Here is a 13,402-nt window from a genome sequence, read left to right as displayed (position 1 = left end):
AACTTAAAATTTAAAAGATGTTTAAAAAAATACTGATTGCCAATAGGGGAGAAATCGCTTTGCGTGTTATTCGTACCTGTAAAGAAATGGGTATTAAAACGGTAGCTGTATATAGTAAGGCAGACGAAGAAAGTTTACATGTGCGTTTTGCAGATGAAGCTGTATGTATTGGTCCTGCTGCTAGTAGCGAATCCTATTTAAAGATCCCTAACATAATTGCGGCTGCAGAGATTACAAATGCAGATGCTATTCACCCAGGATATGGTTTTCTTTCAGAAAACTCAAAGTTCTCACGTATATGTGCAGAGCATGAAATAAAATTTATTGGTGCTTCTGGTGACCAAATAGACAAAATGGGAGATAAGGCTACGGCCAAAGAAACCATGAAAGAAGCTGGTGTACCATGTGTACCTGGTTCAGAAGGTCTTTTGAAAGATGTTGCAGATGCCAAGAAAATAGCCAAGAAAATGGGCTACCCTGTAATGATTAAAGCTACTGCCGGTGGTGGTGGTAAGGGTATGCGCGCTGTGTTCTCTGAAGACAAAATGGAAGAGCTTTTTGATAGTGCCGTTAACGAAGCAACTGCTGCTTTTGGTAATGGTGGTATGTATATGGAAAAGTTGATCGAAGAACCAAGACATATTGAAATTCAAATTGTAGGTGATCAATTCGGTAAGGCGTGTCACCTATCAGAAAGAGATTGCTCTATTCAACGTCGTCACCAAAAGTTGACAGAGGAGACTCCGTCACCTTTCATGACAGATAAGTTAAGAGAAGCAATGGGTGAAGCTGCTGTGAAGGCTGCGGAATTCATAAAATATGAAGGCGCCGGTACTATAGAATTTTTGGTAGATAAGCACCGTAAGTTCTATTTTATGGAAATGAATACGCGTATTCAAGTTGAGCACCCAATTACAGAGCAGGTTATTGATTACGATTTAATTCGTGAGCAAATACTTGTAGCTGCAGGTGTGCCAATTTCAGGTAAAAACTATCTTCCAAAACTACATTCTATCGAGTGTAGAATTAATGCGGAAGACCCATATAACAATTTTAGACCATCGCCAGGTAAGATTACAACCTTACATACACCAGGTGGTCATGGGGTAAGAATGGATACGCACGTATATAGTGGGTATAGTATTCCTCCAAATTACGATTCAATGATTGCTAAGTTGATTACTACTGCCCAAACTAGGGAAGAGGCAATCAATAAAATGAAGCGTGCTTTAGATGAGTTTGTAATTGAAGGAATAAAGACGACTATTCCGTTTCACAGGCAATTAATGGATCATCCAGATTATTTGGCCGGTAATTATACGACAGCCTTTATGGATAGTTGGAAAATGAATCCACCTAAAGAAGATTAATCAAAAAAACTCTAACAGCAATGTTGGAGTTTTTTTTATTCTTTTTTTAGATTGATTTTTTTATCTTCTATCGCAATCAAAATGCTACTATGAATTTAAGCTTCTGGGAACGTACATCGTGGTTTTCGAATATCGATTTTACAATTATTGGTAGTGGTATTGTAGGCTTAAATTGTGCATTAGAATTAAGACGGATGCATCCGAAGGCACGTATTCTTATTTTGGAAAAAGGGAAACTTCCGCAAGGTGCGAGTACTAAAAATGCCGGATTTGCCTGTTTTGGCAGTATTTCAGAAATTTTATCCGACTTAAAAACACACTCAGAACAAGAGGTAATTAACTTAGTGCAAGAAAGATATGATGGTATACATTCTTTGCGAAATCTTTTAGGTGATGCAACAATAGGGTATCAGAATAATGGTGGGCACGAGTTATTTTTAAGCAAAGATTTAGAGTTGTACGAGCGTTGTCTGACGGAATTAAGGTCGGTAAATGAACTACTACAACCCATTTTTAAAGAGGATGCCTTTAAGATTACATCAGATAGTTTCAATTTCAAAGGAATCAATAGCAACTATATATCTCAGGTTTTTGAAGGGCAAATTGATACCGGTAAGATGATGACATCTTTAGTGCAATTAGCACAGCAAAAAGGCATCACAATTGTAAATTCAACCGAAGTACATTCTTTTGAAGATGCAGGTGCAAAAGTAATAGTCAGAACAGATGACCTAGAATTTATAACCAAGAAATTACTAATAGCCACCAATGGTTTTGCTGCTCAATTATTATCTGAGAATGTTAAACCGGCACGAGCACAAGTGTTGATTACAAAGCCAATTAAAGATTTACATATAAAAGGTACTTTTCATTTAGAAGAGGGCTACTACTATTTCAGAAATATTGATAATCGTATTTTGTTGGGTGGTGGGCGTAATTTGGATTTTAAAACAGAAGAAACTACTGAATTTGCTAATACTGTCTTGATTGAAAACAAACTAAAGCAACTATTAAATACAGTCATATTACCAAATACCGTTTTCGAAATTGATTACAGCTGGAGTGGTATAATGGGTGTTGGTCAACAAAAGAAACCAATAGTAAAACAAGTAACCAACAATGTTGCATGTGGTGTCCGCTTAGGTGGTATGGGTATTGCAATCGGTAGTTCAATAGGTAAAAAGTTAGCTTATTTGTTCGGTTGAGTTATTTTTTATTTAGCCTGTTTTTTTAAAACTTATTCAAAAGGTAGGTATACTCTTATATTTATTTATAAATTGTATGTCCCCTCTGATTATCTATTACCCAAAAATGCACCTATCAGTTTATCTAGAACAGTAGACTTATAAGATGGTTTGTAATAGCATTATACTATATGAAAACATTTTTAAAAAGAAATACTTCAGCTGTGCTAACAGTTGTGATGACAGCATTTTGCCTTACTAGTTGTGCATTGTCGAAAACTGACTACCAACGAGAATATGCAAAAGTCTGGAAAGAACATATTAAGAGCGAGGCTTGGAAACAATCGCTGATTGCTGATAACTCATATAACCTAGATAACTTATATGCTAGTACAGATGCTGAAGTGCCATTAGCTGATGATGATAACATGGAATCTAGATTCCATTCTAAATATGAATCTTTAGTATCTAGAGCTTATTTTAAAATTATTACGGAAGCAGAAAAAGCAGATGCACAAATTACGGCCGATTATAAGTTGCTAAACGAAAACGAGTCAGCGGTAAAAGTTGATAAGAAGAGAGTTCAAGCAATAACAAAACGATATGAAGCTCATAAATCAATGCTAGACGGACTTAAATCGTGGAATATTTTTAGTGATGATCGGTCTGGTGATTTGGACTATTTTAAAGCTGAAAATGAAATAGAAATTCAAAACATGATAAGTGGTGGTGAAAGTGATAATCAAATCGTAAATTACTTGATTTATAAACTAGCAGATCTGTATCACATTGAAGGAAATTGAATCACTTGATATTTTAAAAAAAGACGCTTACGACTTTTGTGTACTTTTTGTAAACGACAGGTTGACAAGAATACAGAATCAAATTAAAGAATTGGAGTCGGCATTAACCTCAGAGACTAAGAGTAGTGCTGGTGACAAGCATGAGACTGGTCGTGCCATGATACAATTAGAGCGAGAAAAATTAGGTCAGCAATTAGCTGAACTAGAAAAAACACAACAACTACTTTCAAAAGTGCCAAAAGACAGAAACGCCCCAACCGTAGGTTTGGGTAGTTTGGTCATCACAGATGCCTTTATGTATTATATAGCCATATCGGCAGGAGAATTTAAAAGTAAATCTAAGTCTATCTATTGTATTTCTGCCGCAACACCTATCGGCAAACTAGTATTTGGTAAAGCTGTCGGCGATGTTTTTAGTTTTAATGGTAAGGAGTTGGCTATTGTTGGTGTTCTATAACTGCAATTAGTATTATGAAAAAAGTTTTTGTTCTATATATCGCCATTGCTTTATTTTATTCTTGCAAGCAGGAGGAAAAAGAAGAGTTTAGAAATATAATTTTAGGTGATACAATATGTACACCAAGTGGGTTAAAATATATTTTTTTAAAAGAGGGCAACGGAAGACCAATTCATTTGAAATCTAAAGTGGAAGCATATATGGATTTGTATATAAATGAATCTGATTCTATTTATTGGTCAACATCCACAGAAGAAGATTCTATTTTTAGATTCATTCATGGAGTAACTTTTATGATTAAAGGATTTGAAGAGCTTAATAATTATTTGATTGAAGGAGATGAAGTGACTGCTATTTTACCAGATTCAATTGCCTATGGTAGGGAAGGTGGTAATGGAATGCCAGCTGCTGCTACCTTGATTTATAATCCTCTAATCATAAAAAAAGTTTCAAAACCTAAAAGATTAATAAGTGATACACTTCAAATCATTATTACAAAAGAAGGTTCTCAAGCTGCAATTGACTTTTATAGTAAAACAATTAATAGTGATTTAAAAGAAGAGTTTCATACGGATACGGAACTAATATTCAATTTGCTTGACTCGCTAATGGTCAAAGAATTTTATCAAGAAACTGAAAAATTGTCACAGTATTTTGAAAAAACAAACAATAATGATTTTGAGTTACAAACCTTTGCTTATTATGAAATGCTTGGATTAGAAGAGCAAGGTAAAGTTAATGATGCTATGCTAATTGTAGATGAGCAACTTAATAGAGAATCTCATTGGGAATGGTGGAATGATAAAAAAACGAACTAGTACAGAAGTTAGATTCCTTACAGGCAAAATAATTACTAAGTTCAATCAAAAGATTAAACCAAAATTTTTAAAAAGGATTTGGCTAAATTAGTACTAATTACGATTCAGCTAAACCTTACCACCACCAATCATGGAAATATTCTATTTACTAATCGCGGTCATTGCCATAATTATAATGACGACAAAGCTTAAGATCCATGCTTTTTTGGCATTGTTCATCATTTCAATTTTATATGGCATTTTTGCTGGCATGCCTTATGCTGAAATCATTGTTTCTATCAATGAAGGTTTTGGTGGTACACTTGGTAAAATAGGGTTGATTATAGTGCTTGGGGTTATTATCGGTGCATTTTTAGAACATACAGGTGGTGCATTTGCAATCGCAGAAAAAGTACTGGGTTTAATAGGTAGAAAACGAGTGCCAACGGCAATGGGAATCATCGGTTATATTGTTTCTATTCCCGTATTTGCAGATAGTGGTTTTATGCTGCTGCATCCTTTAAATAAAAGTCTTTCCAAAAAAGCGAAAATATCAATTGCTGGTCCGGCAATAGCATTAGGTTTGGGCTTAATGGCATCGCACACGATGGTGCCGCCAACTCCTGGTCCTATAGCTGCAGCAGGTATTCTTGGGGCAGATTTAGGTCTTGTAATTGCTTTTGGGTTTCCCACGAGTATAGTGGCTTTAGTAGTCGGTATTATATTCGCAAAAAAGTATGCTTCTAAAACCATGATAGAACCTGATGTTGAAGATGCATTAGAGGCAGAACAAGAAATTAAAGATTCGCCCAGTGCTTTGAAAGCATCTATACCAATACTGGTTCCTATTTTTCTAATTGTCTTGAAGTCCGTTTTAAACTCCATGGATATCGGACAAGAAAACGGACTATTAGATTTTATCAATTTTGTGGGTGAACCTGTCATATCATTATTGATAGGCGTATTCTTATGTCTGCTCTTGCCTAAAAAATTAAATTACGACATGCTTTCTTCTTCGGGTTGGGTAGGCAAGGCAATTAAAGATGCGGCTTCTATACTATTGATAACTGGTGCTGGTGGCATTTTTGGTAAAATATTACAGAACTCAGGTATTGCCGATATACTAGGGCAAACATTGACTGATTATAATATGGGTATTTTCTTGCCTTTTGTTTTAGCGGCAGCGTTGAAAACCGCACAAGGTTCTTCAACGGTGGCATTGGTAACGACAGCATCTATAATCATGCCGATGATGTCATCACTTGGTTTTGATACTGAAATACAGAAAGCTTTGGTAGTTGTGGTTATTGGTGCGGGTTCTGCAGTTATTTCTCATGCGAACGATAGCTTCTTTTGGGTGGTAACACAAATGAGCGGCATGAACGTAAAAACAGGATATCGTCTTTTCGGCTTAGGTACAGGTGTTCTTGGTCTTACAGGTGCGATAACCGTTTTTGTATTCTATTCCATTTTCGCATAAAACCATATAGCTATTAGTAGTCTGGTTTACCGCGATTCAGCTTTTTAAGTGAAGCAATTTTCTTGCCTTTTAATCTTTTTTCAATAGATGATCTGGTGGGTCTGCTTTTCTTTCTTGCCTTAGGTACTAACAAAGATTTTTCTAAAAATTTCAAGAATCGTTTAATAACCAATTCTTTGTTTTTGTGCTGGCTACGAGATTCATCACATTGTAATATTAGAATTCCTTCTTTACTAAGTTTATTTTCTAATTTTAGTAGCACCCTCTTTTTCTGGCGCTCTGTTAGTCCCGCTGAAGCTTCAATATGAAAAGACAATTCTACTTTAGAAGAAACTTTATTGGCATGCTGACCACCCGGACCACTACTTCTAATGGCTTTGAATTGTAGCTCGGTAATTATTTGTTCTTGGTTCACAACATGTTTTTAAATTAATTAGCAGCAGCTTCTTGTATGCGCTGATTGATAGTTTCAATGGCCACATTCAAAAACAATTCTTTCCCCTTGGGGTATAATTTATCTGCATTGAAGAAGATAGTTTCATTCTCATCGCTTTTACTTTCGGTCAAGTAATGACTACCCATTGGATATGCTTTTTCTACCGTAACATGAAATCCTTGTGAAGGTGAAACTCGAAACTCATGTGCATAAACGATAATTTTTCTTTTGGTATTTGCGTACGTTTTAAGCACATCTATAGAAATCATACTTGCCTCACCGAAAAGTGAAGCGACATACAGATTTTTCGGATTTTTATAAAGCTCCATAGGTCGTGCTCTAGCTATAATGCCTTTATCTCGTAAAACAACGGCACGATCGGCAAAAGGCAAAACATCGTTTACATCGTGGGTTGCGACAATAGTTGTAATAAGATTCTCTTTCAGGTAATTGAAAATATTTCGACGTAAGCTATTTTTGAGAAAGTTGTCGATATGACTAAAGGGTTCGTCTAAAAGTAACACTTGCGGCTTTTGAGCTAGTACTCTTGCTAAAGCGACACGTTGTTGCTGACCGCCGCTTAAGGTTTTCACCTTCTTATCGGCAAACTCGGTCATCTCTATCATTTCTAATAGTTCTTCAGTTCTTGCTTTTAATTCATCAGGATAAAAAACGGATAGGTACTGACTTATATTTTCAGAAACAGTAATGAACGGCATTAAATCAAAATCTTGAGATAGGTACTTCATAAAAGGCGCACCAGGAACCAAATTGTAAGCCGGACCTAAAATTTGTTCGTCTTCCCAGAAAATCTCTCCTTCTTCTAAATCCATCAAACCATACATTAGTTTGAGTAAGGTACTTTTACCGCATCCGCTTTCTCCAATGATAGCCACATGCTCTCCACGTTGAATACGTAAATTAATAGCTTCTAAAACTGGAAGTTTATCATATGAAAATGATAGATTCTCTACTCGTAACATGTTTTTATTCTTAGGAATGCAAAATTGAAAAATCCGTTCCAATTTGAAACGGATTTTTCAATAATTTATTGATTTCAAAAGGCAATTACTCTTTAAAATCTTTCAAAATACTTTTATTAGGTAGCTCTGTGTAGCCCATATTGTAGAGTGTAAAGCCATAAATGTCTGCATATTGCTCTATAGTTTTACTTACCGGCGTACCTGCACCATGACCAGCATTTGTTTCAATTCGTATTAATGTTGGGTTTGTGCCTTCTTGTTTTTCTTGAAGTTCTGCGGCAAATTTAAAACTATGTGCCGGTACTACTCTATCATCATGATCACCGGTGGTGACCAAAGTAGCAGGATAAGCTGTACCTGCTTTTACATTATGCACTGGCGAATATCCTTTCAAGTACTTAAACATTTTATCATCGTCTTCTGCAGTACCGTAATCATAAGCCCATCCGGCGCCAGCCGTAAATGTATGATAGCGCAACATATCCATAACCCCAACTGCAGGCAATGCTACTTGCATTAAATCTGGTCTTTGTGTCATTGTGGCGCCAACTAGCAATCCGCCATTAGAACCTCCGCGAATAGCTAAGTATTCTTTTGATGTGTATTTATTATCTACTAAATATTCTGCAGCAGCAATAAAGTCATCGAATACATTTTGCTTTTTAGTTTTTATACCCGCATCATGCCATTTTTTACCATATTCGCCACCACCACGAAGATTGGGAACAGCATAAATTCCGCCTTGTTCCATCCAAACGGCATTACCGATACTGAATGAAGGAGTTAAACTCACATTGAATCCGCCATAGGCGTAAAGAATTGTTGGATTTTTACCATTCAACTCCGTGCCCTTTTTATAAGTAATGATCATAGGCACCTTAGTACCATCTTTGGAGGCATAGAAAACTTGCTCAGAAGTATAATCTTCAGGATTGAAATCTATGTCTGGTTTCCAGTACAATTCATATTCACCGTTTTCAACATTGTATTTGTAGGTAGAGCCGGGTGTGTTGTAATTGGTAAAAGAGAAGTAAAATTCTTTATCTTCTTTTTTGCCACCAAAACCACTAGCAGTACCTAAACCAGGTAAGTTTACTTCACGTATAAGTTTGCCATTATAATCGTACTGAAAAATCTTAGAGACAGCATCTACCATATAATCTGCAAAGAAGTATCCACCACCAAAATCAGCACTTAGAACATTTTCCGTTTCAGGGATAAAATCAACCCAATTTTTAGCTTCAGGGTTTTTGGCATCTACTGTAACTATTTTCTTGTTCGGTGCATTTCTGTTTGTTTCTATGTAAAGTTTAGAGCCGACATTGTCAATTACATAGTTGTCAGAGTCAGTATCTTCGACCATAGGAATAAGTAAACCGTTAGGGTCTTCTAAATCTTTTATAAATAGTTTATTACCAGAAGTGGAAACAGAGGCGCTAATTAATAAGTACTTATTATCTTCAGTAACATAAGCACCAATATACCTATGCTTTTCAGATGGTGTACCACCAAATATGAGTTTATCATCTTTTTGAGAAGTACCCAATTTATGATAGTATACTTTGTGCTGATCGGTTTTAGCCGATAGCTCACTACCTTTTGGTTTGTCATAACTAGAATAGTAAAAACCTTCTTTACCTTTCCAAGAGAGTCCGCTGAATTTAATATCAATCAAAGTATCTTCAACGATCTCTTTGGTTTCGGCATTTAAAATAATTGCTTTTCGCCAATCGCTACCACCTTCAGAAATTTGATAGGCCGCTAATGAACCATCTTTAGTAAAACTCAAACCCGCCAAAGATGTAGTACCATCTTCAGAAAATGTATTTGGATCTAAAAATACTTTTGGCTCCTCATCACCTTTGGCTCTATATATCACATATTGGTTCTGTAATCCATCATTTTTATAGAAATAGGTATAGTCGCCTTTTTTAAACGGTGAACCTAGTTTTTCGTAGTTCCACAATTTTTCCAGCCTATTCTTTAAGTCGGTTCTGAAAGGAATATGTTCTAAATAACCGAATGTAGTTTTGTTCTGTTCTTTAACCCAAGCTTCGGTTTCTGGGCTTCTATCATCTTCTAACCAACGATAAGGGTCTTTAACTTCGGTTCCAAAATAAGTATCTACAGTATCAACTTTTGCGGTAACAGGATAATTCACAATAATGGGTTCAGGTTTAGATTCGTTTTTACAAGAAGAAATGAGCGCTAAGACAAGTAGCGTAGGTATTACTTTTTTAATTAGTAGTTCAGTTTGTACTAAAATACCATAAAAAAACCTTCAAAACAGTGAAGTTTTGAAGGTTTTAACGTTGTAAAGGGTATAAATTAAACTAAGCCTTTTTCTACTAGGTATTCTGAGATTTGAACAGCGTTTGTTGCTGCACCTTTTCTAAGGTTATCGGCAACAATCCACATATTCAATGTATTTCTTTGCGTTTCATCTCTACGTATACGACCAACAAAAACCTCATCTTTATCATGAGCGTATATTGGCATTGGGTAGGTATTGGTGTCTGGATTATCTTGAACGGTAACACCAGGCATTTCATTTAACAAACGACGAACTTCGTTAAGTTCAAAGTCATTTTCGAACTCTACGTTTACAGATTCTGAATGTCCGCCAGCTGTAGGTATTCTAACTGCTGTTGCGCTAATTGAGAAAGTGCGGTCATCTAAAATTTTCTGTGGTTCACGCGCCAATTTCATTTCTTCTTTTGTGTATCCGTTTTCCATGAAAACATCGCAATGCGGTAATGCATTTCTGCCGATTGGGTAAGGATACGCCATTTCGCCTTGCACACCTGCAATTTCATTTTCTAGTTGCTTAACTGCTTTTACCCCAGTACCAGAAACCGACTGATAGGTAGAAACAATAACACGCTTCATTTTATATTTTTTGTGTAATGGGTATAGTGCCATTACTAACTGAATAGTAGAGCAATTTGGGTTTGCTATAATTTTATCTTCAGCGGTAAGTTCGTGAGCATTAATCTCAGGCACAACCAATTTTTTGGTTGGATCCATTCTCCAAGCAGAAGAGTTATCTACTACGGTAGTACCCACTTCTGCAAATTTTGGAGCCCATTCTAAAGAGGTGTCACCACCTGCAGAGAATATGGCAATATTAGGTCTTGCGGCTACAGCATCTGCTAAACCTATAACCGTATGCTCTTTACCTTTAAAGGTCATCTTTTTACCAACAGAACGTTCAGAGGCAACTAATAATAATTCCGTTAACGGAAAATTACGTTCAGCCAATACTTTCAACATTACATCGCCAACCATACCTGTGGCACCAATTACAGCTACTTTCATTTGTAAAACAATTATATTAAGCGGCAAAAATAGGTAATACTGGTACTTGCGCAAGTAAAAAAGAAAAGAATAATCAAAATATAACAAATTGTTTAAAATATAACAATTGTTTATTGAGAGGTAATTTGGAAAGTGTACTAAAAAAAGAACCGTCAACAATGTTAGCGTAACAAAGTTGACGGTTTTAATTAATTTGAGTTGCAGTGCAACGGTTCCCTAAATTTTAGGGTGTGTATTTTAGATTACTTTTTTAAAGCATCTCTTATTTCTGCTAATAACTCTTCTGCAGTTGGTCCTGCTGGAGCAGCTGGAGCTGGAGGAGTTTTAGTTTTGTTGTAAGCTTTAACAATGATAAACATTACAAATCCAACAATTAATAAGTTGACAATTGTATTGATCCATGCACCCCAACGAATAGCATTTTCTGGTTTAGCAATTGCGCCATCTGCACCAACAACTGCTTCATCTAAGATTAATTTCAAATCTGCGAAATCAACTCCACCTGCGAAGTGACCTACGATTGGCATGATGATATCAGCAACAAATCCGTTTACTACTAATCCTACTGCTCCAGCTAAAATAACTGCTACAGCAAAATCGATGACGTTACCCGTCAAAATAAAATTCTTGAATTCTTTTAACATGTTTACTTAATTTATATTAATGGTTAATTTTAAAAAGTATCGCAATTTACTAAAAAAATCGATTCCTTAATGAAATGTTAACGAATCAATTTATTAAAACTCGTTTTATGCGTTGAGAAAGTCCCGTAAGTATTTCATAAGTGATGGTTTGGGCAGTTTCCGCAAATTCGTTGGCGGACAGGTTTTTTCCAAAAATCTCTACTTCATCCCCTTCTTCACATTCAATGTTGGTGACGTCTACCATTATCATATCCATACAAACATTTCCAATAATAGGGGCTAGTTTTCCATGTATACTTACATATGTTTTTCCATGACCATATTCTCTACCTATACCATCTGCATGACCCAAAGGCAATGTAGCTGTTGTTGTTTTGTGGTCAGATTTGTATTTACGATTATAGCCAACAGATTCACCTTTAGGTATCGTGTGTTTTTGAGAAATAATCGTTTTTAAAGTTATTACAGGTTTTAACGCTGCATCTACTTGTGGTTCGTTACCATAACCATAAAGTCCGATTCCACTTCTTACCATATCATATTGTGCATCTCCGTAATTGATAATACCCGAGGTATTGAGCACATGCTTTAAAGTCTTGGTTTTAAAAAGTGCATCTGCCTGTTGGCAAATAGCATCAAACCGTTCTAATTGAAGGTTGGTAAAGTCGGTTTCGTTAGCATCTTCAGTAGCTGCTAAGTGTGACAACAACGCAATTACCTGAACTGCTTTTTGTTGATCAATAATAGTAGAAATTTCAGGTAAGTCATCCGCAGAAAAACCTAATCTATTAAGACCCGTATTAAATTTTAAGTGAATAGGATAATCTGTTTTGCCCATTTCTTCAGCAGTTGCTATAAAATCAGATAGAATAGCTTTAGAATATATGCTGGGTTCAAGATTGTACTCGATGAGCGTTTTAAAATGAATTTTCTGTGGGTGAAGCACTAAAATAGGAGCGGTAATACCACCTTCTCTAAGCGTTATGCCTTCATTTACATAAGCAACGGCAAAATAATCAACACCTAAATTTTGAAGGTTTGTGGCAATAGCAACAGAATCACTGCCATAAGCATAAGCTTTTACTACCGCCATAAATTTGGTTTCGGGCTTTATTTTAGAGCGTAAAAAAGTGTAGTTATGACCAAGTGCTTTTAGGTCAATTTCTAAAACGGTTTCCTCTGCCTTAGCCATTTTCATTCTTTTTGATGGTATCTATTTCCTCAGATTTTACATCCATCGTTTTCACCTTTTCTTTAAGCATAGCTTTGTAATATGCGCCTCTACTTAAAGGTTCATATTCATTTACTTCGCCCAACATGACCAATTTATCGTTATTAGATTTTCTAAAACTATAATTTGCCAAGTTGCCCGTACGTGTGCAAATGGCGTGTACTTTGGTAACATATTCTGCGGTAGCCATAAGAGCAGGCATGGGTCCGAATGGTTTTCCTTTAAAGTCCATGTCTAGTCCGGCAACAATAACTCTAACCCCTTTATTTGCTAGGTCATTGCAAACAGTGACTATTTCATCATCAAAAAATTGGGCTTCATCAATACCGATAACATCGCAAGTATCTGCTAGAATACGAATATTGGCAGCTGCGGGTACCGGAGTAGAACGAATTTCATTGGCATCATGAGATACCACCATTTCATCATCATAACGGGTATCTACCATAGGTTTAAAGATTTCAACCTTTAATTTGGCAAACTGCGCTCTTTTAAGTCTACGAATCAATTCTTCTGTCTTTCCAGAAAACATCGACCCGGCAATGACTTCTATCCAGCCGAATTGTTCTTTATGATTAACTGTGTTTTCAAGAAACATTTTGTAATTTTAGACGAAAATAATGGGTTTTTCGTTTATTCTTTAAAGATGATAAAGGTATTTAAAAAACCCACTATTTAGGTCTTTACCATAAAATTTGT

At 35.9% G+C, this 13,402-nt stretch carries 13 protein-coding genes; 6 read left to right on the top strand and 7 right to left on the bottom strand.

The window, feature by feature from the left end:
• The first annotated feature begins 17 nt into the window (after positions 1 to 17).
• The 6 genes from accC to Q0871_RS03735 all read left to right on the top strand — a co-directional run bounded on the left by accC (position 18) and on the right by Q0871_RS03735 (position 6,091).
• Positions 18 to 1,370: an acetyl-CoA carboxylase biotin carboxylase subunit gene (gene accC, locus Q0871_RS03760; protein WP_299318054.1), complete on the top strand. Its 1,353-nt coding sequence runs from the start codon at positions 18 to 20 to the stop codon at positions 1,368 to 1,370.
• An 89-nt stretch (positions 1,371 to 1,459) separates the two neighbouring features.
• The gene (locus Q0871_RS03755; RefSeq protein ID WP_299318052.1) at positions 1,460 to 2,575 is read left to right on the top strand and encodes an FAD-binding oxidoreductase; all 1,116 of its coding nucleotides are present in this window, start codon (positions 1,460 to 1,462) and stop codon (positions 2,573 to 2,575) included.
• A 170-nt stretch (positions 2,576 to 2,745) separates the two neighbouring features.
• Entirely contained in the window at positions 2,746 to 3,357 is a 612-nt protein-coding gene (locus Q0871_RS03750) for a hypothetical protein (protein WP_299318049.1), read from the top strand.
• Complete coding sequence (locus Q0871_RS03745; RefSeq protein ID WP_367275120.1) at positions 3,344 to 3,814, top strand: 3-oxoacyl-ACP synthase; 471 nt, start codon at positions 3,344 to 3,346, stop codon at positions 3,812 to 3,814. Before Q0871_RS03750 ends, Q0871_RS03745 begins: the two co-directional genes overlap by 14 nt.
• Positions 3,815 to 3,828: 14 nt before the next feature.
• Positions 3,829 to 4,632, top strand: coding sequence for an FKBP-type peptidyl-prolyl cis-trans isomerase (locus tag Q0871_RS03740; RefSeq protein WP_299318046.1), 804 nt, complete (start codon positions 3,829 to 3,831; stop codon positions 4,630 to 4,632).
• A gap of 130 nt (positions 4,633 to 4,762) precedes the next feature.
• Positions 4,763 to 6,091, top strand: a complete 1,329-nt coding sequence (locus Q0871_RS03735) for a GntP family permease (RefSeq protein WP_299318043.1) — start codon at positions 4,763 to 4,765, stop codon at positions 6,089 to 6,091.
• 13 nt (positions 6,092 to 6,104) lie between these two features.
• Here the strand turns inward: Q0871_RS03735 and arfB are convergent, their stop codons facing one another.
• From arfB to Q0871_RS03700, 7 genes are all read right to left on the bottom strand, one after another.
• Positions 6,105 to 6,506 carry an alternative ribosome rescue aminoacyl-tRNA hydrolase ArfB gene (gene arfB, locus Q0871_RS03730; protein ID WP_299318041.1) on the bottom strand — a complete coding sequence of 134 codons (402 nt, stop codon included), beginning with the start codon at positions 6,504 to 6,506 and terminating at the stop codon, positions 6,105 to 6,107.
• Between the two features lie 14 nt (positions 6,507 to 6,520).
• Positions 6,521 to 7,510 carry an ABC transporter ATP-binding protein gene (locus tag Q0871_RS03725; RefSeq protein WP_299318039.1) on the bottom strand — a complete coding sequence of 330 codons (990 nt, stop codon included), beginning with the start codon at positions 7,508 to 7,510 and terminating at the stop codon, positions 6,521 to 6,523.
• Positions 7,511 to 7,595: 85 nt separating this feature from the next.
• A complete protein-coding gene (locus tag Q0871_RS03720) occupies positions 7,596 to 9,752 on the bottom strand; it encodes a prolyl oligopeptidase family serine peptidase (RefSeq protein WP_299319751.1) in 2,157 nt (718 codons plus the stop codon).
• Positions 9,753 to 9,838: 86 nt separating this feature from the next.
• Entirely contained in the window at positions 9,839 to 10,828 is a 990-nt protein-coding gene (locus Q0871_RS03715) for an aspartate-semialdehyde dehydrogenase (protein ID WP_299318036.1), read from the bottom strand.
• Positions 10,829 to 11,070: 242 nt separating this feature from the next.
• Positions 11,071 to 11,472, bottom strand: a complete 402-nt coding sequence (gene mscL, locus Q0871_RS03710) for a large conductance mechanosensitive channel protein MscL (protein WP_299318033.1) — start codon at positions 11,470 to 11,472, stop codon at positions 11,071 to 11,073.
• 85 nt (positions 11,473 to 11,557) lie between these two features.
• Positions 11,558 to 12,664 carry an alanine racemase gene (gene alr / locus Q0871_RS03705; protein ID WP_299318031.1) on the bottom strand — a complete coding sequence of 369 codons (1,107 nt, stop codon included), beginning with the start codon at positions 12,662 to 12,664 and terminating at the stop codon, positions 11,558 to 11,560.
• Positions 12,657 to 13,301, bottom strand: coding sequence for a thymidine kinase (locus Q0871_RS03700; protein ID WP_073241217.1), 645 nt, complete (start codon positions 13,299 to 13,301; stop codon positions 12,657 to 12,659). Before Q0871_RS03700 ends, alr begins: the two co-directional genes overlap by 8 nt.
• Positions 13,302 to 13,402: the final 101 nt, after the last annotated feature.

This window comes from uncultured Maribacter sp., from assembly GCF_947500985.1.
Taxonomy (GTDB): domain Bacteria; phylum Bacteroidota; class Bacteroidia; order Flavobacteriales; family Flavobacteriaceae; genus Maribacter.
The sequence above is the reverse complement of the archived record's forward strand: the minus strand, read 5'-3'. Positions and strand labels throughout refer to the sequence as shown.

Excerpts from the sequence above, each read along its gene's own strand:
- alr (WP_299318031.1), bottom strand. The coding sequence starts at position 12,664 with ATGGCTAAGGCAGAGGAAACCGTTTTAGAAATTGACCTAAAAGCACTT.
- mscL (WP_299318033.1), bottom strand. The coding sequence starts at position 11,472 with ATGTTAAAAGAATTCAAGAATTTTATTTTGACGGGTAACGTCATCGAT.
- Q0871_RS03740 (WP_299318046.1), top strand. The coding sequence starts at position 3,829 with ATGAAAAAAGTTTTTGTTCTATATATCGCCATTGCTTTATTTTATTCT.
- Q0871_RS03755 (WP_299318052.1), top strand. The coding sequence starts at position 1,460 with ATGAATTTAAGCTTCTGGGAACGTACATCGTGGTTTTCGAATATCGAT.
- Q0871_RS03735 (WP_299318043.1), top strand. The coding sequence starts at position 4,763 with ATGGAAATATTCTATTTACTAATCGCGGTCATTGCCATAATTATAATG.
- Q0871_RS03700 (WP_073241217.1), bottom strand. The coding sequence starts at position 13,301 with ATGTTTCTTGAAAACACAGTTAATCATAAAGAACAATTCGGCTGGATA.
- Q0871_RS03715 (WP_299318036.1), bottom strand. The coding sequence starts at position 10,828 with ATGAAAGTAGCTGTAATTGGTGCCACAGGTATGGTTGGCGATGTAATG.
- accC (WP_299318054.1), top strand. The coding sequence starts at position 18 with ATGTTTAAAAAAATACTGATTGCCAATAGGGGAGAAATCGCTTTGCGT.
- Q0871_RS03750 (WP_299318049.1), top strand. The coding sequence starts at position 2,746 with ATGAAAACATTTTTAAAAAGAAATACTTCAGCTGTGCTAACAGTTGTG.
- Q0871_RS03725 (WP_299318039.1), bottom strand. The coding sequence starts at position 7,510 with ATGTTACGAGTAGAGAATCTATCATTTTCATATGATAAACTTCCAGTT.